Annotated in this window: 28 protein-coding genes; 1 reads left to right on the top strand and 27 read right to left on the bottom strand. The window is 64.8% G+C overall.

What is annotated here, in order from left to right:
• Positions 1-18 precede the first annotated feature (18 nt).
• Positions 19-1,419, top strand: a complete 1,401-nt coding sequence (locus tag O5I81_RS08750) for a DegQ family serine endoprotease (RefSeq protein ID WP_271068558.1) — start codon at positions 19-21, stop codon at positions 1,417-1,419.
• 240 nt (positions 1,420-1,659) lie between these two features.
• Here O5I81_RS08750 and rplQ read toward each other — a convergent pair whose 3' ends face one another.
• The 27 genes from rplQ to rpsJ all read right to left on the bottom strand — a co-directional run bounded on the left by rplQ (position 1,660) and on the right by rpsJ (position 15,622).
• The gene (gene rplQ, locus O5I81_RS08745) at positions 1,660-2,073 is read right to left on the bottom strand and encodes a 50S ribosomal protein L17 (protein ID WP_271068557.1); all 414 of its coding nucleotides are present in this window, start codon (positions 2,071-2,073) and stop codon (positions 1,660-1,662) included.
• A 58-nt stretch (positions 2,074-2,131) separates the two neighbouring features.
• On the bottom strand, positions 2,132-3,148 hold the full coding sequence (locus tag O5I81_RS08740; RefSeq protein ID WP_271068556.1) for a DNA-directed RNA polymerase subunit alpha: 1,017 nt from the start codon (positions 3,146-3,148) through the stop codon (positions 2,132-2,134).
• 76 nt (positions 3,149-3,224) lie between these two features.
• The gene (gene rpsK / locus O5I81_RS08735) at positions 3,225-3,614 is read right to left on the bottom strand and encodes a 30S ribosomal protein S11 (protein ID WP_271068555.1); all 390 of its coding nucleotides are present in this window, start codon (positions 3,612-3,614) and stop codon (positions 3,225-3,227) included.
• Between the two features lie 12 nt (positions 3,615-3,626).
• Entirely contained in the window at positions 3,627-3,995 is a 369-nt protein-coding gene (gene rpsM / locus O5I81_RS08730; RefSeq protein ID WP_271068554.1) for a 30S ribosomal protein S13, read from the bottom strand.
• A 174-nt stretch (positions 3,996-4,169) separates the two neighbouring features.
• Positions 4,170-4,742, bottom strand: a complete 573-nt coding sequence (locus O5I81_RS08725; RefSeq protein WP_271068553.1) for an adenylate kinase — start codon at positions 4,740-4,742, stop codon at positions 4,170-4,172.
• 19 nt (positions 4,743-4,761) lie between these two features.
• Positions 4,762-6,117, bottom strand: coding sequence for a preprotein translocase subunit SecY (secY, locus tag O5I81_RS08720; protein ID WP_271068552.1), 1,356 nt, complete (start codon positions 6,115-6,117; stop codon positions 4,762-4,764).
• A 79-nt stretch (positions 6,118-6,196) separates the two neighbouring features.
• Positions 6,197-6,682, bottom strand: coding sequence for a 50S ribosomal protein L15 (gene rplO / locus O5I81_RS08715; RefSeq protein ID WP_271068551.1), 486 nt, complete (start codon positions 6,680-6,682; stop codon positions 6,197-6,199).
• A gap of 113 nt (positions 6,683-6,795) precedes the next feature.
• On the bottom strand, positions 6,796-6,981 hold the full coding sequence (gene rpmD / locus O5I81_RS08710) for a 50S ribosomal protein L30 (protein WP_271068550.1): 186 nt from the start codon (positions 6,979-6,981) through the stop codon (positions 6,796-6,798).
• Between the two features lie 3 nt (positions 6,982-6,984).
• A complete protein-coding gene (gene rpsE, locus O5I81_RS08705) occupies positions 6,985-7,578 on the bottom strand; it encodes a 30S ribosomal protein S5 (protein WP_271068549.1) in 594 nt (197 codons plus the stop codon).
• Between the two features lie 9 nt (positions 7,579-7,587).
• Positions 7,588-7,941: a 50S ribosomal protein L18 gene (gene rplR / locus O5I81_RS08700; protein ID WP_271068548.1), complete on the bottom strand. Its 354-nt coding sequence runs from the start codon at positions 7,939-7,941 to the stop codon at positions 7,588-7,590.
• 3 nt (positions 7,942-7,944) lie between these two features.
• Positions 7,945-8,478 (bottom strand): 50S ribosomal protein L6, encoded by a 534-nt coding sequence (gene rplF / locus O5I81_RS08695; protein WP_271068547.1) that lies wholly within the window; start codon positions 8,476-8,478, stop codon positions 7,945-7,947.
• A 1-nt stretch (position 8,479) separates the two neighbouring features.
• Positions 8,480-8,878, bottom strand: coding sequence for a 30S ribosomal protein S8 (rpsH, locus tag O5I81_RS08690; RefSeq protein ID WP_271068546.1), 399 nt, complete (start codon positions 8,876-8,878; stop codon positions 8,480-8,482).
• A gap of 10 nt (positions 8,879-8,888) precedes the next feature.
• Entirely contained in the window at positions 8,889-9,194 is a 306-nt protein-coding gene (rpsN, locus tag O5I81_RS08685) for a 30S ribosomal protein S14 (protein ID WP_271068545.1), read from the bottom strand.
• A gap of 18 nt (positions 9,195-9,212) precedes the next feature.
• Positions 9,213-9,770, bottom strand: coding sequence for a 50S ribosomal protein L5 (gene rplE, locus O5I81_RS08680; protein WP_271068544.1), 558 nt, complete (start codon positions 9,768-9,770; stop codon positions 9,213-9,215).
• Positions 9,763-10,077, bottom strand: a complete 315-nt coding sequence (gene rplX, locus O5I81_RS08675; RefSeq protein WP_271068543.1) for a 50S ribosomal protein L24 — start codon at positions 10,075-10,077, stop codon at positions 9,763-9,765. Before rplX ends, rplE begins: the two co-directional genes overlap by 8 nt.
• Entirely contained in the window at positions 10,077-10,445 is a 369-nt protein-coding gene (gene rplN / locus O5I81_RS08670) for a 50S ribosomal protein L14 (protein WP_166575799.1), read from the bottom strand. Before rplN ends, rplX begins: the two co-directional genes overlap by 1 nt.
• Before the next feature lie 17 nt (positions 10,446-10,462).
• Positions 10,463-10,702 (bottom strand): 30S ribosomal protein S17, encoded by a 240-nt coding sequence (gene rpsQ, locus O5I81_RS08665; protein ID WP_271068542.1) that lies wholly within the window; start codon positions 10,700-10,702, stop codon positions 10,463-10,465.
• Between the two features lie 11 nt (positions 10,703-10,713).
• Positions 10,714-10,905 carry a 50S ribosomal protein L29 gene (gene rpmC / locus O5I81_RS08660; RefSeq protein WP_271068541.1) on the bottom strand — a complete coding sequence of 64 codons (192 nt, stop codon included), beginning with the start codon at positions 10,903-10,905 and terminating at the stop codon, positions 10,714-10,716.
• 2 nt (positions 10,906-10,907) lie between these two features.
• Positions 10,908-11,339, bottom strand: a complete 432-nt coding sequence (gene rplP, locus O5I81_RS08655; protein ID WP_271068540.1) for a 50S ribosomal protein L16 — start codon at positions 11,337-11,339, stop codon at positions 10,908-10,910.
• Positions 11,340-11,344: 5 nt separating this feature from the next.
• Positions 11,345-12,103: a 30S ribosomal protein S3 gene (rpsC, locus tag O5I81_RS08650; protein ID WP_271068539.1), complete on the bottom strand. Its 759-nt coding sequence runs from the start codon at positions 12,101-12,103 to the stop codon at positions 11,345-11,347.
• The gene (rplV, locus tag O5I81_RS08645; RefSeq protein ID WP_271068538.1) at positions 12,103-12,483 is read right to left on the bottom strand and encodes a 50S ribosomal protein L22; all 381 of its coding nucleotides are present in this window, start codon (positions 12,481-12,483) and stop codon (positions 12,103-12,105) included. The genes rpsC and rplV overlap by 1 nt, the downstream gene beginning before the upstream one ends.
• Positions 12,484-12,485: 2 nt before the next feature.
• Complete coding sequence (rpsS, locus tag O5I81_RS08640; RefSeq protein ID WP_271068537.1) at positions 12,486-12,764, bottom strand: 30S ribosomal protein S19; 279 nt, start codon at positions 12,762-12,764, stop codon at positions 12,486-12,488.
• 2 nt (positions 12,765-12,766) lie between these two features.
• On the bottom strand, positions 12,767-13,606 hold the full coding sequence (rplB, locus tag O5I81_RS08635; RefSeq protein WP_271068536.1) for a 50S ribosomal protein L2: 840 nt from the start codon (positions 13,604-13,606) through the stop codon (positions 12,767-12,769).
• Between the two features lie 3 nt (positions 13,607-13,609).
• A complete protein-coding gene (locus O5I81_RS08630) occupies positions 13,610-13,906 on the bottom strand; it encodes a 50S ribosomal protein L23 (RefSeq protein WP_271068535.1) in 297 nt (98 codons plus the stop codon).
• The gene (gene rplD, locus O5I81_RS08625) at positions 13,906-14,547 is read right to left on the bottom strand and encodes a 50S ribosomal protein L4 (RefSeq protein ID WP_271068534.1); all 642 of its coding nucleotides are present in this window, start codon (positions 14,545-14,547) and stop codon (positions 13,906-13,908) included. The genes O5I81_RS08630 and rplD overlap by 1 nt, the downstream gene beginning before the upstream one ends.
• Positions 14,547-15,302, bottom strand: a complete 756-nt coding sequence (gene rplC, locus O5I81_RS08620; RefSeq protein WP_271068533.1) for a 50S ribosomal protein L3 — start codon at positions 15,300-15,302, stop codon at positions 14,547-14,549. Before rplC ends, rplD begins: the two co-directional genes overlap by 1 nt.
• 11 nt (positions 15,303-15,313) lie before the next feature.
• Positions 15,314-15,622: a 30S ribosomal protein S10 gene (gene rpsJ / locus O5I81_RS08615; protein WP_004616952.1), complete on the bottom strand. Its 309-nt coding sequence runs from the start codon at positions 15,620-15,622 to the stop codon at positions 15,314-15,316.
• Positions 15,623-15,666: the final 44 nt, after the last annotated feature.

Genomic DNA, 15,666 nt, shown 5'->3' with positions numbered 1-15,666 from the left:
GAGACACGTTGGAGACCCATGCGCGCTTATAAAGTCCTGATCCCGGCCCTGGTTGTTCTTGCCGGTTGTTCGCCCAGCCATGATTCCCAGGCCCAGGGCCTGCCGGAACCGGCCCGGGTCGCGCCCTCCAGCGCCGTGGCCATGAAGCAGTCCTTCGCCCCGGTGGTGAAGAAGGCCGCCCCGGCCGTGGTCAACGTCTCCAGCCGGCGCACGGTGCGCCAGCGGGTCGATCCCTTCTGGGAGATGTTCAGCGGCGGGCCCCGGGCCCGCGTGCAGCAGAGTCTGGGCTCCGGCGCCATCGTCCGCGCCGACGGGGTGATCATCACCAACAACCACAATATCGAGGGCGCCGACGAGGTCATGGTCCAGCTGGCCGACCGGCGGGAGTTTCCGGCCAAGGTGCTGCTGGCCGATCCCCGCGCCGACCTGGCCGTTCTGAAGATCGACGTCGGCAACGAGAAACTGCCGACCATCGCCATCGATGTGCGCGAGGACCTGCAGGTCGGCGATCTGGTGCTGGCCATCGGCAATCCGTTCGGCGTCGGCCAGACGGTGACCAACGGCATCGTTTCGGCCACGGCGCGCTCGAACCTCGGCATCACTGACTTCGGCTTCTTCATCCAGACCGACGCGGCCATTAACCCGGGCAACTCGGGCGGGCCACTGGTCGACATGGACGGCGACCTGATCGGGGTGAACACCGCCATCCTGTCCCGCTCGGGCCAGAGCTCGGGCGTCGGCTTCGCCATTCCGGCCAGCATGGCCCGCCAGATCGTCACCGCGGCCCTGGGCGGTGAAACCGCCGTGGTGCGGCCGTGGCTCGGCGCGCGCGGCCAGGCCGTCACCTCGGACGTCGCCCACAGCCTGGGCCTCGACGTCCCGCGCGGGGTGCTGGTCGCCGACGTCTGGCCGGGCGCGGCCGCCGACCGGGCCGGCCTGCGGCAAGGCGACATCATCCTGACCATCGGCGGCGAGCCGGTGAACGACGAGGGCGCCGTCACCTATTTCTTCGGCAACCTGAGGCTTGGCGAATCGGCCCCGCTGACGGTGCTGCGCAACGGCCGCGAGCAGACCCTCAATGTCCGGGCCGAGAAGGCGCCGGGCCGCGCCGACGGCGGCAAGACCATCCAGGGCCGCAACCCGCTGCAGGGCGCCTTCGTCGCCGAACTGACCCCGGCCCTCGCCGACGCCAAGGGCGTGGATCCCTTTGTCGGGCGCGGCGTGGTGGTGCTGCAGGTAGCGCCGGACGGCCTGGCCGCCCGAGTCGGCCTGCGTCCGGGCGATTTCATCCGGGCGGTCAACGGCAAGCAGGTGCGTAACGAAGCAGACGTTGCGCAGGCCACCGCCCAGAATGCCCGCCGCTGGCAGATCACCATCGAGCGCGGCGGACAGACGATCACGTCGAGCTTCAATCTGTAGTGTTCGCTGTGACCTCCCTCCCCGACTTGGGGAGGGCAGACACGCGGTTACGCGTGTCGGGTGGGGAAGTCGGTCACTGCGCCTGCCAGGCTAACACTGAGAAGCCTCACCGGCGGGGCCGGTAACCCACTGCCCCACCCGGCGCGCAACGCGCGCCTGCCCTCCCCATTCGGGGAGTGACGAAAAGAGGGCCGCCGGCTTTCGCCGGCGGCCCTCTTTAAGATCGAACGATCGGTTCAACTATTCGTCGTCGCCGAAGGTCTGGACCGGACCGGAGTCCTTGCCCTTTTCCGACGGGTCGCGATCGACGAACTCGATAACGGCCATCGGGGCGTTGTCGCCGTAGCGGAAGCCGGCCTTGAGGACGCGGATGTAGCCACCCTGACGTTCCTTGTAGCGCGGACCCAGGGTCGCGAAGAGCTTGCCGACCTGTTCGACGTCACGAACGGCGCTGATGGCCTGACGACGAGCGTGCAGGTCGCCGCGCTTGGCCAGGGTGACCAGCTTTTCGACGATGGGGCGCAGTTCCTTGGCCTTCGGCAGGGTCGTCACGATCTGCTCATGCTTGATCAGCGACGCCGACATGTTGGCGAACATGGCGGTGCGGTGGCTGGAAGTGCGGCCCAGTTTGCGGTGCGCGTAACCGTGGCGCATGTCGGTCTCTCCAAAAACGTCCGGCGCCTCTCGGCGGCGGGGGGTCTTACTACAGGATTTAGATCTGGTCTTCGAACTTCTTCGCCAGATCGTCGATGTTTTCCGGCGGCCAGTTGGGCACGTCCATGCCGAGGTGCAGGTTCATGCCCGAAAGCACTTCCTTGATCTCGTTGAGGGACTTGCGGCCGAAGTTCGGGGTGCGGAGCATCTCGGCTTCGGTCTTCTGGATCAGGTCGCCGATGTAGACGATGTTGTCGTTCTTCAGGCAGTTGGCCGAACGGACCGACAGTTCCAGCTCGTCCACCTTCTTGAGGAGCGCCGGGTTGAAGGGCAGGTCGGGCTTGGCTTCGCCATCCGACTTGGCCTTCGGCTCTTCGAAGGTGATGAAGATCTGCAGTTGATCCTGGATGATGCGGGCGGCGTAGGCCACCGCGTCCACCGGCGACACGGCGCCGTTGGTTTCGACTTCCAGAACCAGCTTGTCATAGTCCAGCGACTGGCCCTGGCGGGTCGGCTCGACGCGGTAGGCGACGCGCTTGACCGGCGAGTAGAGGCTGTCGACGGCGATCAGGCCGATCGGGGCGTCTTCCGGGCGGTTCTTGTCGGCCGGCACGTAGCCCTTGCCGTTGTTGACCGTGAACTCCATGCGCACCGAGGCGCCTTCGTCCAGGGTGCAGAGCACATGGTCGCCGTTCAGGATCTCGATGTCCGAGGGGACTTCGATCTGGCTGGCGGTCACGGCGCCGGGGCCGGTGGCCTTCAGCGTCATGCGCTTGGGGCCTTCCGAGTGCATGCGGAGGGCCAGCTGCTTGATGTTCAGGACGACGTCGACGACGTCCTCGCGGACGCCTTCCATCGAGCTGAACTCGTGGACCACGCCGTCGATCTGGACGGCGGTGACGGCGGCGCCTTGCAGCGACGAGAGAAGAACGCGCCGCAGCGCGTTGCCGAGCGTCACCCCAAAGCCGCGCTCGAGCGGCTCGGCCACCAGACGCGCCTTGCGGTTAGCGTCGGAACCGGTCTCGATCAGCGGCTTCTCCGGGCGGATCAGCTCGTTCCAATTGCGTTCGATCACGGGCGGATATCCTCGAAACACGTGTGCCGGCCCCGCGCATCGCGGAGCCGGCAAGTTAAGTGGGCTGCGCGGGTCGTTAGACCCGGCGGCGCTTGGGCGGCCGGCAACCGTTGTGCGGGATCGGGGTGACGTCACGGATGGTGGTGATCGTCATGCCGGCGGCCTGCAGGGCGCGCAGGGCCGATTCCCGACCCGAACCCGGACCGGAGACGTTCACTTCCAGGGTGCGCACACCGTGCTCGGCAGCTTTCTTGCCCGCGTCTTCAGCGGCCATCTGTGCGGCGTACGGGGTCGACTTGCGCGAACCCTTGAAGCCCATCATGCCGGCGCTGGACCAGGAGATGGTGTTCCCCTGGGCGTCGGTGATGGTGATCATGGTGTTGTTGAACGAGGCGTTCACGTGCGCCACGCCCGAGGTGATGTTCTTGCGTTCGCGACGTTTTACGCGAGCCGGTTCCTTGGCCATCAGGGCGCTCTCTTATTTCTTCTTGCCGGCGATCGGCTTGGCCGGACCCTTGCGGGTGCGGGCGTTGGTGTGCGTGCGCTGACCGCGGACCGGCAGGCCCTTGCGGTGACGCAGGCCGCGGTAGCAGGCCAGGTCCATCAGACGCTTGATGTTGACGGCGGTCTCACGACGCAGGTCACCCTCGACGGTGTGATCCTTGTCGATCGCCTCGCGGATCTGCAGGACCTCGGCGTCGCTCAGGGCATTCACCCGGCGGCTGTCCTCGATCCCGACCTTGGTCACGATGTCCTTGGCGGACTTCGGGCCGATGCCATGAATGTACTGAAGCGCGATGACGACGCGCTTGTTCGACGGAATATTGACGCCTGCGATACGGGCCACGTCTGCTCTCTCTTCAGTTGCACCCAAACGGTGCACGCAAAACGAAACGCCACGCCGCCGTGCTCTCGAAAGAGAGCCGGAGAGAGTCGCGCCATTCGCGGAAACGCAGCGTTATAAGCAACGTTTTGTTTCCGTCAATGCCGGAAGCGAATGAATCCGCCCCAGCGTAAAGGTTCAGGCTTCGACCTCGTCCAAAGCGGCCGCGATATCCGCGGCCACGCTGTCCATGGTCCCCATGCCGTTCACTTCGCGAACTTTGCCGGTGCTCCCATAGTAGGGGAGCAAAGGCGCGGTCTGCTTGTTGTAGGCAGCCAGACGGGTGACGAAGGTTTCCGGATTGTCGTCCGGTCGCCCCTGTTGTTCGAATCGCCCAGTCACCCGGGCGAGCAGCTCCGGTTCATCCACCAGCAGGCGGACGACCCGGTCGATCTTCTTGCCGCGGCCGGCGAGCATCGCGTCCAGGGCTTCAGCCTGGGCCACGGTGCGCGGGAAGCCGTCGAAGATGGCGCCGCCGGCGGCTTCCGCCTCGGGCATACGCTCTTCGATCAGGGCGATCACGATCTCGTCCGGCACCAGGTCGCCCCGGGCCATGATCGGTTCGACCTTCTGGCCCAGCGCCGACTTGGCCGCGATGGCGGCCCGCAGCATGTCGCCGGTGGACAGCTGGACCATGCCGCGTCCGTCCACCAGTTTCTTGGCCTGGGTGCCCTTGCCGCAGCCGGGCGGCCCGAACAGAATCAGGTTCACGCTTGAAGGCCTCCCCGCCTTACTTCTTGCCGCCGCGCAGCTTGGACTTCTTGATGAGCCCTTCGTACTGGTGCGCCAGCAGGTGCGATTGGATCTGCGCCACGGTGTCCATGGTCACCGACACGACGATCAGGATCGAGGTGCCGCCGAGCGCTCTAGCGCTGTTGGGGGCGCCCATGAAGCCGACCATCATTTCCGGAACCAGACAGACGGCGGTGATGTAGGCCGCCCCGATCACGGTCAGGCGCGAGAGCACATAGTCCAGGTACTCGGCCGTCCGCTTGCCCGGGCGGATGCCCGGCAGGAAGCCACCGTACTTGCGCAGGTTCTCGGCCGTGTCCTCCGGATTGAAGACGATCGACGTGTAGAAGAAGCAGAAGAAGATGATCAGCAGGCCGTAGACCAGCATGTAGACGGGCTGGCCGTGCTGCAGCAGGCGGACGGCGTCAGGAACCCACTGCGCCCACATCGGCATCTTGGTCGGGTCGAGGAACCCGGCCGCCGTGGCCGGCAGCAGCAGCAGCGAGCTGGCGAAGATCGGCGGGATGACCCCGGCGGTGTTGATCTTCAGCGGCAGGAAGGAGCTTTCGCCGCCCATCATCCGGTTGCCGACCTGGCGCTTGGGATACTGCACCAGCAGACGGCGCTGCGAGCGCTCCATGAAGACGATGGCGCCGACCACGACCACGGCCATGACGGCCAGCAGCAGCAGCAGGAAGGGGCTGACCTGGCCGACGCTGACCTGTTGCATCAGTTGCCACAGGCTGATCGGCAGGGCGGCGACGATGCCGGCGAAGATGATCAACGACACGCCATTGCCGACGCCGCGGCTGGTGATCTGCTCACCCAGCCACATCAGGAACATGGTGCCGCCGGTCAGGCCGACGACGGTCGAGAGAATGAAGATCGGACCCGGGACGTCGACGACGCCGGCCTGGGCCTGCAGGGAGAAGGCGATACCGATCGCCTGGAAAATGGCCAGGGCCACGGTCAGGTAACGGGTGTACTGGTTCAGCTGCTTGCGGCCGGCCTCGCCGCCTTCCTTGCGCAGCTTTTCCCACGGCGGATACACCGAGCCCATCAGCTGGACGATGATCGACGCCGAGATGTAGGGCATGACGTTCAGGGCGAAGATGGCCATCCGCTCGACGGCGCCGCCGCTGAACAGGTTGACCATCCCCAGGATGCCCTGGGTCTGCTGCTGGAAGGTCTGCTGGAAGACGTCGGTGTTGATGCCGGCGATCGGGATGTAGGTCCCGACGCGGTAGACGATCAACGCCCAGAGCGTGAACCAGATACGCTTGTGAAGCTCGGTGGCCTTCTGGAAGGCCCCGAAGTTCATGTTGGCTGCTAGCTGTTCGGCGGCCGAGGCCATCGACAATCCCCTGACTCAGATGAGGCCATCAGATAGGGGCGCACGGAGGATTCCGCGACCCCTAATCGTCGATGGTCTATCAGGCCTCGGCTTCCGCCTTGACCGGACGGGTCTGGGTGACGCTGCCACCGGCCTTTTCAACGGCCGCGACGGCCGAGGGGGTGGCGGCGTAGACGGTCAGGTTCAGGGCGGCCTTGATCTCGCCCTTGCCCAGCAGCTTCACGCCGTCCTTGGCGCGGCGGATGATGCCGGCGGCCAGGAGGACGTCGGTGTCGATCGCCTTCTTGACGTCCAGCTTGCCGGCCGCGACGGCCTGCTCCAGGCGCCACAGGTTCACTTCCGCGAACTCCTTGGCGAAGGGGTTGTTGAAGCCGCGCTTGGGCATGCGCATGTGCAGCGGCATCTGGCCGCCTTCGAAACCGGCGATGGCGACGCCCGAACGCGCCTTCTGACCCTTCACACCGCGACCACCGGTCTTGCCCTTGCCCGAACCCGGGCCGCGGCCGATGCGCATACGGCCCTTGGTGGAGCCTTCCTGCGGGGCGATTTCGTTGAGTTTCGTCATAGTGGCCTCTCCTTGGAGATCTGGCGCCCGGGGAAGCCCCGGACTCGGCTTTGTAAAAATGAGAAAGCGCCCTCCCCTTTCGGGGAAGGCGTTTCACTTACTCTATAGCGGTCTTAATCGACCACTTCCACCATGTGGCGGACCTTGAGGATCATGCCGCGAACGGAGGGGGTGTCCTCCAGGGTCGAGACACGGCCCAGCTTGTTCAGCTTCAGGCCAGCCAGGGTGGCGCGCTGCACGGCGTTCCGACGGATCGGGCTGCCGGTCTGGCGGATGGTGACGGTTTTCTTCTCGGCCATGTCTTAGCCCTCGACAGCTTCCGGCGCGGCCGAAGCCCCGTCGGCGCGGCGGCTCAGGACGTCGCTGACCTTCTTGCCGCGCTTGGCGGCGATCTGGCGGGGCGACGACTGCACCTTCAAAGCTTCGAAGGTGGCGCGAACCATGTTGTAGGGGTTCGAGGAGCCGGTCGACTTGCCGACGACGTCCTGAACGCCCAGGGTTTCCAGAACCGCGCGCATCGGACCACCGGCGATGATGCCGGTGCCGGGAGGCGCCGAGCGGACCATCACCTTGCCAGCGCCCCAACGGCCATTGCCGTCGTGGTGCAGGGTCCGGGATTCCCGCAGGGGAACGCGGATCATCGACTTCTTGGCTTCCTCGGTGGCCTTGCGGATGGCTTCCGGCACTTCGCGCGCCTTGCCATGACCGAAGCCCACGCGGCCCTTCTGGTCACCGACGACCATCAGAGCGGCGAAGCTGAAGCGACGGCCGCCCTTCACGGTGGCGGCGACGCGGTTGATGTGGACCAGCTTCTCGACGATGTCGCTTTCGGGACCGTCTTCCTGGGGCCGGTCGCGGCGGTCGCGGCGATCACCGCGTTGTTGTTCACGAGCCATGATCGATCCTTAGAAGTTCAGGCCGGCTTCACGCGCGGCGTCAGCCAGCGCCTTGATCCGGCCGTGAAAGATGTGACCGCCACGATCGAAGACGACGTCCGTGACGCCCTTTTCGATGGCGCGCTCGGCGACCAGCTTGCCCACCTTGGCGGCGGCATCCTTGTCGCCACCCGACTTGCCTTCACCCTCGAGGGTGGAGGCGGCGGCCAGGGTGACGCCGCGGAGGTCGTCGATGACCTGGGCGTAGATGTTCTTCGAGGAGCGGAACACCGTGAGACGCGGGCGACCGTTGCCGACCTTCTTGAGGCGGCTGCGGATGCGGATCGCGCGGCGCTTGGTGATTTCAGAGGGAGAGAGCGGCATGGCTTACTTCTTCTTGCCTTCCTTGCGGCGGACCTTTTCGCCCGCGTACCGCACGCCCTTGCCCTTATAGGGCTCGGGGGGACGCAGGCGGCGGATCTTCGAAGCGATTTCACCAACCGCCTGCTTGTCGATCCCGCTGATCGTGATTTCGGTCTGCTTCGGAACGGCGAAGGTCACGCCGGCGGGCGGAGCGACATCGACGTCGTGGCTGAAGCCGAGCTGCAGCGACAGCGCGTCACCCTTCAGGGCGGCGCGGTAACCGACGCCGACCAGCTCGAGCTTGCGCTCGAAGCCATCGGTGACGCCTTGGACCATGTTGCCGACCAGGGTGCGCGACAGGCCCCACATCGACCGGGCGCGTTGACTGTCGTCACGCGGGGCCAGGGTGAGTTCGCCGTTCTCATGGGTGATCACGACGTCGTCGATCACCGTCCAGGACAGCTGTCCCTTCGGGCCTTTGACCGACACCGTCTGGCCGTCGAGCGTGAGGGTCACGCTGGACGGGATCGCGATGGGTTTCTTACCAATCCGGGACATCTTAGTAGACCCTGCAGAGGACTTCGCCGCCAACGTTGGCGTCGCGCGCCGCGTTGTCGGACATGACGCCCTTGGGAGTGGACAGGATCGAGATACCGAGGCCGTTCTTGATCGGCTTCAGGTCCTTGATCGAGCTGTACACGCGGCGGCCGGGCTTGGACACGCGGGCGATTTCCGCGATGACCGGCTGGCCGTCGAAGTACTTCAGCTCGATCTCGAACTCCGGGAAAGCACCGGGTTTCTCGACCAGCGAATAGCCGCGGATGTAGCCTTCATCGGCCAGGACATCCAGGACACGGGCGCGAAGCTTCGACGCGGGGGTCGACACCTTCGAGCGCTTGCGCATGGCGGCGTTCTTGATGCGGGCGATCAGATCGCTCAGGGGATCGTTCATCGACATCTGATGGTCCTCACCAGCTCGACTTGACGAGGCCGGGGATCTGGCCAGCGGAGCCAAGCTCCCGCAGCGCGATCCGGCTCATCTTGAGCTTGCGATAGTAGGCGCGCGGGCGCCCGGTGACTTCACAACGGTTACGAATGCGAGTCGCGGAAGAGCTGCGCGGCAGCTTGGCCAGCTTGAGGCGAGCCTCAAAGCGTTCCTCGAGCGGCAGGCTCTCATCGTTGGCCTGCTTCTTCAGATCGGCGCGCTTGGCGGCGAGCTGCTTCACGAGGGCCTTGACGGCTTCGTTGCGGTTGACGGCGCTTTTCTTTGCCATGGGTTCTTTCCTTCCCGCTTACGAAGTGAACGGGAATTTGAACTCTTTCAGGAGAGCCTTGGCTTCCTGATCGGTCCGGGCCGTGGTGCAGACAATGATGTCCATGCCCCACATCTGATCGATTTCGTCGTAGTTGATCTCCGGGAACACGATGTGTTCCTTCAGACCCATGGCGTAGTTGCCGCGACCATCGAAGCTCTTGCCGTTGAGGCCCCGGAAGTCCTTCACCCGCGGCAGCGCGATGGTGATCAGACGGTCCAGGAACTCATACATGCGGTCGGCGCGCAGGGTCACCTTGGCGCCCACGGTCATGCCTTCGCGCACCTTGAACTGGGCGACCGAGAGGCGGGCCTTGGTCGGCAGGGGCTTTTGGCCCGTGATCGCCGCCAGGTCCTTCATGGCCGCGGTGGCCTTCTTGGAGTCGGCAACCGCTTCGCCGATGCCCATGTTCACGACGATCTTGTCGAGCTTGGGGATCTGCATCTCGTTGGTGTAGCCGAACTGCTCCTTCATCGCGGCGCGGATGCGCTCGCGATATTCGGACTTCAGTCGGGGCGTGTAAGCTTGATCAACCATTGATCACCTCGCCGGTGCTCTTGGCGACGCGCACTTTCTTGTCGCCGTCGACGCGGAAACCGACGCGGGTCGGCTTGCCGTTGCTGTCGACGATGGCGACGTTGGAAACGTGCAGCGGCGCTTCCTTGTTCTTGATACCGCCCTGGGGGTCGCCCTGGGTCGGCTTGGTGTGGCGTTGGACCATGTTGATCCCGCCAACGACGAGGCGGCTTTCCTTGGGAAGGACGCGGACGACGTTGCCGGTCTTGCCCTTGTCCTTGCCAGCCAGGACGACAACGCGGTCGCCCTTCTTGATCTTCGCGGCCATTACAGGACCTCCGGAGCCAGGCTGATGATCTTCATGTGGTTCTTGGCGCGGAGTTCGCGCGGAACCGGTCCGAAGATCCGGGTGCCGATCGGCTCGGCTTGCTTGTTCACGATGACGGCCGCGTTCTTGTCGAAGCGGATCACCGAACCGTCCTTGCGCTTAATGGCCGAGGACGTGCGAACGACGATGGCTTGCAGCACATCACCCTTCTTCACGCGGCCGCGCGGGATGGCTTCCTTCACGGAGACAACGATCTTGTCACCGACGTGTGCGTAGCGGCGCTTGGCCCCGCCAAGCACCTTGATGCACATGACCCGGCGGGCGCCAGAATTGTCGGCGACGTCCAGGTTAGTTTGCATCTGGATCATGGTTCAAACCTTCCAGATTACGCCGAAGCCTTGGGAAGCACTTCCCAGGTCTTCAGCTTGGACTTCGGCGCGCACTCGACGATGCGAGCGATTTCACCAGCCTTGTAGGCATTGGCTTCGTCATGCGCGTGATAACGCTTAGACCGGCGGACGGTCTTCTTCAGCAGCGGGTGCAGGATGGTCCGTTCGACCTTCACAACAACCGTCTTGTCGCCCTTGTCGGAGACGACGAGGCCTTCGAGAATACGTTTCGGCATCTTGTCTCTCCCTACGCCGCTTGCTTGGTGCGGAGCACGGTCTTGATGCGGGCGATATCCTTGCGGATCTCGTTGACGCGGTGGGTCTTTTCAACCTGGCCGGTCGCCGCCTGGAAGCGCAGGTTGAACTGCTCTTTCTTCAGGTTCAGCAGGCTTTCGGCCAGTTGATCGGGCGTCATCGCCCGGATTTGATCGATCTTCATCTCTAGTGCTCCGCGCCGACGCCAGCGTCGATGCGCGTGACGATGCGGGTCTTGATCGGCAGCTTGGCGGCGCCGAGCTTCAGGGCGTCACGGGCGATATCGTCGGCGACGCCGTCGATTTCGAACATGATCCGGCCGGGGTGAACGCGAGCGGCCCAGTAATCCACGGCGCCCTTGCCCTTACCCATCCGGACTTCGGCCGGCTTGTCGGTGACCGGCAGGTCCGGGAAGATCCGGATCCAGACGCGGCCCTGGCGCTTCATGTGGCGGGTGATCGCGCGGCGGGCCGCTTCGATCTGGCGAGCCGTGATGCGCTCCGGTTCGACGGCCTTGAGGCCGTACGAACCGAAGTTCAGCAGGGTGCCGCCCTTGGCGGTGCCGTGAATCCGGCCCTTGAAGGCCTTCCGGTACTTGGTTTTCTTCGGAGACAGCATGTCGTTTACGCCTCAGATCCACGGCCGCGGTCGCGACGCGGGCCACGGGGGCCACGGTCATCACGGTCACGTCCGCCGCCTTCGCCGGCGGGGCCCGATTCCGAGGCCAGACGCTTGTCCAGGGCCATGGGATCGTGATCCAGCACTTCGCCTTTGAAGATCCAGGTCTTCACGCCGATGATGCCGTAGGTGGTCTTGGCTTCAGCGAAGCCGTAGTCGATGTCCGCACGCAGGGTGTGCAGCGGAACGCGACCCTCGCGGTACCATTCCATCCGGGCGATTTCAGCGCCACCGAGACGGCCGGCCACGTTGATCCGAACGCCCTTGGCGCCCAGACGCATGGTCGACTGCATGGTGCGCTTCATGGCGCGGCGGAAGGCGACCCGGCGCTCGAGCTGCTGGGCGATGTTCTCGGCCACCAGCTGGGCGTCGGTTTCCGGCTTGCGGATCTCGACGATGTTCAGGTGCACTTCGGCGTTGGTCAGGGCCGACAGGTCCTTGCGGAGCTTGTCGATGTCGGCGCCCTTCTTGCCGATGATGACGCCCGGGCGGGCGGCATAGATCGTGACCCGGCACTTCTTGTGCGGACGCTCGATGATGATGCGCGAGATACCAGCCTGGTACAGACGCTTCTTCAGCTCACGACGGACCTTGATGTCTTCGTGCAGAAGACGACCGTACTCGGCGCCGTCGGCGAACCAACGGCTGTCCCAGGTACGGTTGATGCCGAGGCGAAGCCCGACCGGATTGACTTTCTGACCCATCAGGCGGCCTCACCCAGCTCGCGGACCACGATGGTGATCTCGGAAAACGGTTTCTCGATCCGCGAAGCCCGGCCGCGAGCGCGCGGCGAGAAACGCTTCATGATCAGGTTCTTGCCAACAAACGCTTCGGCGACGACCAGGCTGTCGATGTCGAGGTTGTGGTTGTTCTCGGCGTTGGAGATGGCCGAGTAGAGCGCCTTGCGGACGTCCTTGGCGATGCGCTTGTGGCTGAACTCGAGCTCGTTCAGCGCCCGCTGCACCCGGAGGCCGCGGATCGACTGGGCGACCAGGTTCAGCTTGCGGGCCGAGGTGCGCAGGGTGCGCAGCTTGACCATCGCTTCGGACGCCGGGAGGCGGCGTTGAGTCTTGGGCTTGCTCATCGCTACTTCCTCTTGGCCTTCTTGTCGGCCGCGTGGCCCGGGAAGTTACGCGTGGGCGCAAATTCACCGAACTTCATGCCGACCATGTCTTCCGACACGATGACGGGGACATGCTTCTGGCCGTTGTGCACGCCGAACGTCAGACCGACGAACTGCGGCATGATGGTCGAGCGACGCGACCAGATCTTGATCACGTCCTTGCGGCCGCTGGCTTGGGCCGTATCGGCCTTTTTCAGCAGGTAGCCGTCGACGAACGGACCTTTCCAAACGGAACGGGTCATCTCTAGCGGGCCTTCTTGGCTTTGTGACGGCTACGGATGATGAACTTATCCGTGGCCTTGTTCACGCGGGTCTTGGCGCCCTTGGTCGGCTTACCAGCCGGGGTCACCGGGTGGCGACCGCCGCTGGTGCGGCCTTCGCCGCCGCCGTGGGGGTGGTCGACCGGGTTCATGGCGACGCCGCGAACGTGCGGGCGGAAGCCCATGTGACGAACGCGACCAGCCTTGCCGAGGTTCTGGTTCATGTGGTCCGGGTTGGAGACCGAACCGACCGTGGCCATGCAGCTGTCCTGAACCATGCGCAGCTCGCCCGATTGCAGGCGGATCTGGGCATAGCCGGCGTCGCGGCCGACCAGCTGGGCGTAGGCGCCAGCCGAACGGGCGACCTGGCCGCCTTTTTCAGGCTTCAGCTCGACATTGTGGATGATCGTGCCGATCGGCAGGCCGCTCAGGGGAGCGGCGTTGCCGGGCTTCACGTCGACCTTGGCCGAGGCGATGACTTCGTCACCGACCTTGAGGCGCTGCGGAGCCAGGATGTAGCTCAGCTCGCCATCGGCGTACTTGATCAGGGCGATGAAGGCCGACCGGTTGGGGTCGTATTCCATGCGCTCGACGGTCGCGGCGATGTCCCACTTGCGGCGCTTGAAGTCCACGATGCGGTAGAGGCGCTTGGCGCCGCCGCCGCGGAAGCGGACGGCGATGCGGCCACCGCCACCACGACCGCCCTTTTTGGTCAGACCCTCGACGAGGCTCTTTTCCGGGCGACCCTTGTGGAGTTCCGAGCGGTCGACCAGCACCAGCTGGCGACGCGACGGGGAAGTCGGTTTGAAATGCTTCAGAGCCATTTCTTAGAGCCCCGTGGTGATGTCGATCGACTGGCCTTCGGCCAGGGTCACGATGGCTTTTTTGACGTCGTTGCGACGACCGATCCGACCACGGAAACGCTTGGTCTTGCCCTTGACGTTCAGGGTGTTGACCTTGGTGACCGTGACCTTGAACAGGGCTTCAACGGCGGCGGCGATCTCGTCCTTGGTCGCCGTATCGGCAACGCGGAAGACCACCTTGTTCTGTTCCGACAGGATCGTGGCCTTCTCGGTGATCACCGGAGCCAGGATGGTGTCGTAGTGACGAGCGGTAGCGGCCATTACGCAGCTTCCTTCTGATCGGAGAAGCGAGCCGAGATGCCCTCGATCGCCGCCTTGGTCAGAACCAGCTTCTGGCGGCGCAGGACGTCATAGACGTTCAGGCCGGCGTTCGGCAGGACGTCGATGTTCGGAATGTTGCGGGCGGCCAGCTTGAAGTTGGCGTCCACTTCCGGACCAGCGATGACCAGGGCGTTGACCAGACCCAGGCCGCCGAGGGTGGCGCGCAGGGCGGCCGTCTTGGCTTCGGTCAGGGTGACGTTGTCGAGGATGACCAGCGACCCGTCCTTGGCTTTCGACGAAAGCGCGTGACGCAGGGCCAGGGCGCGGACCTTCTTGTTCATGTCGAACGCATGGCTGCGAACGACAGGACCGTGGGCCTTGGCGCCACCGACGAACTGCGCGGCACGGCGCGAACCGTGACGAGCGCCGCCGGTGCCCTTTTGCTTGTACATCTTCTTCGAGGTCCGGGAGACTTCGTTCCGGACCTGGATCTTGTGGGTCCCGGCGCGGCGCTTGGCCAGCTGCCAGGTGACGACGCGCTGCAGGATGTCGCCGCGGATCTCGCCGATGCCGAAGATGGCGTCGTCGAGGTCAACGGAGCCGGCCTTGCTGCCGTCCAGGTTGATGACGTCGATTTTCATTATTCAGCACCCTCGGCCGACGCTTCAGCAGCAGGAGCTTCTTCAGCGGGGGTTTCAGCGGGAGCGGCGGCGGCTTCACCGGCCTTGCGGAAGGCGCCGGGGACCGGGGCTTCTTCAGGGCGGGCGGACTTCACCGCGTCGCGGATTTTAACAAAGGAGCCTTCCGAACCGGGAACGGCGCCCTTCACCAGGATCAGGCCGCGCTCGGCGTCCACTTTCCAGACGGTGATGTTCAGGGTGGTGACGGTTTCCTGACCGAGGTGGCCAGCCATCTTCTTGCCCGCGAAGGTCTTGCCCGGGTCCTGCCGTTGACCGGTCGAACCGTGGGCCCGGTGCGAGACCGAGACACCGTGGGTGGCGCGCATGCCGCCGAAGTTCCAGCGCTTCATGGCGCCGGCGAAACCCTTACCGACGGTGATGCCCTGGATGTCGACCTTCTGGCCGGCGACGAAGTGGTCGGCGGTAAACTCCGCGCCCACATCGATCAGAGCGTCTTCGTCGACGCGGAATTCGGCGATGACCCGCTTCGGCTCGACCTGAGCCTTGGCGAAGTGGCCACGCATGGCGTTGGAGGTGTTCTTCGGCTTCTTCGCGCCAGCACCGAGCTGGAGGGCGACGTAGCCGTCACGTTCCTGGGTACGCTGGCCGGTGACCGTGCAGCCCTCGAGGGACAGGACGGTGACGGGCACGTGCATGCCGGCTTCATCGAAGAAGCGGGTCATACCCATTTTTTTGGCGATCAATCCGGTACGCATCGGTTCGATCCCTACAGCTTGATCTCGACGTCCACGCCAGCGGACAGGTCGAGCTTCATGAGCGCGTCCACGGTCTGCGGGGTGGGGTCGACGATGTCGAGCACGCGCTTGTGCGTGCGGATTTCAAACTGCTCGCGCGACTTCTTGTCGACGTGGGGCGAGCGGTTGACGGTGAATTTTTCGATCAACGTCGGCAGGGGGATCGGCCCCCGGACGGTCGCGCCGGTCCTCTTGGCCGTGTTGACGATCTCGCGCGTTGAATGGTCCAACACGCGGTGGTCAAAGGCCTTGAGCCGGATGCGGATGTTCTGACGATCCATATCGCTCTTTCATTCCCAACAGACGGCGGCCCGTCCGCGTGATC

Origin of the sequence: Caulobacter sp. NIBR1757 (assembly GCF_027912495.1) — a bacterium.
GTDB lineage: Bacteria > Pseudomonadota > Alphaproteobacteria > Caulobacterales > Caulobacteraceae > Caulobacter.
The sequence above is the reverse complement of the archived record's forward strand: the minus strand, read 5'-3'. Positions and strand labels throughout refer to the sequence as shown.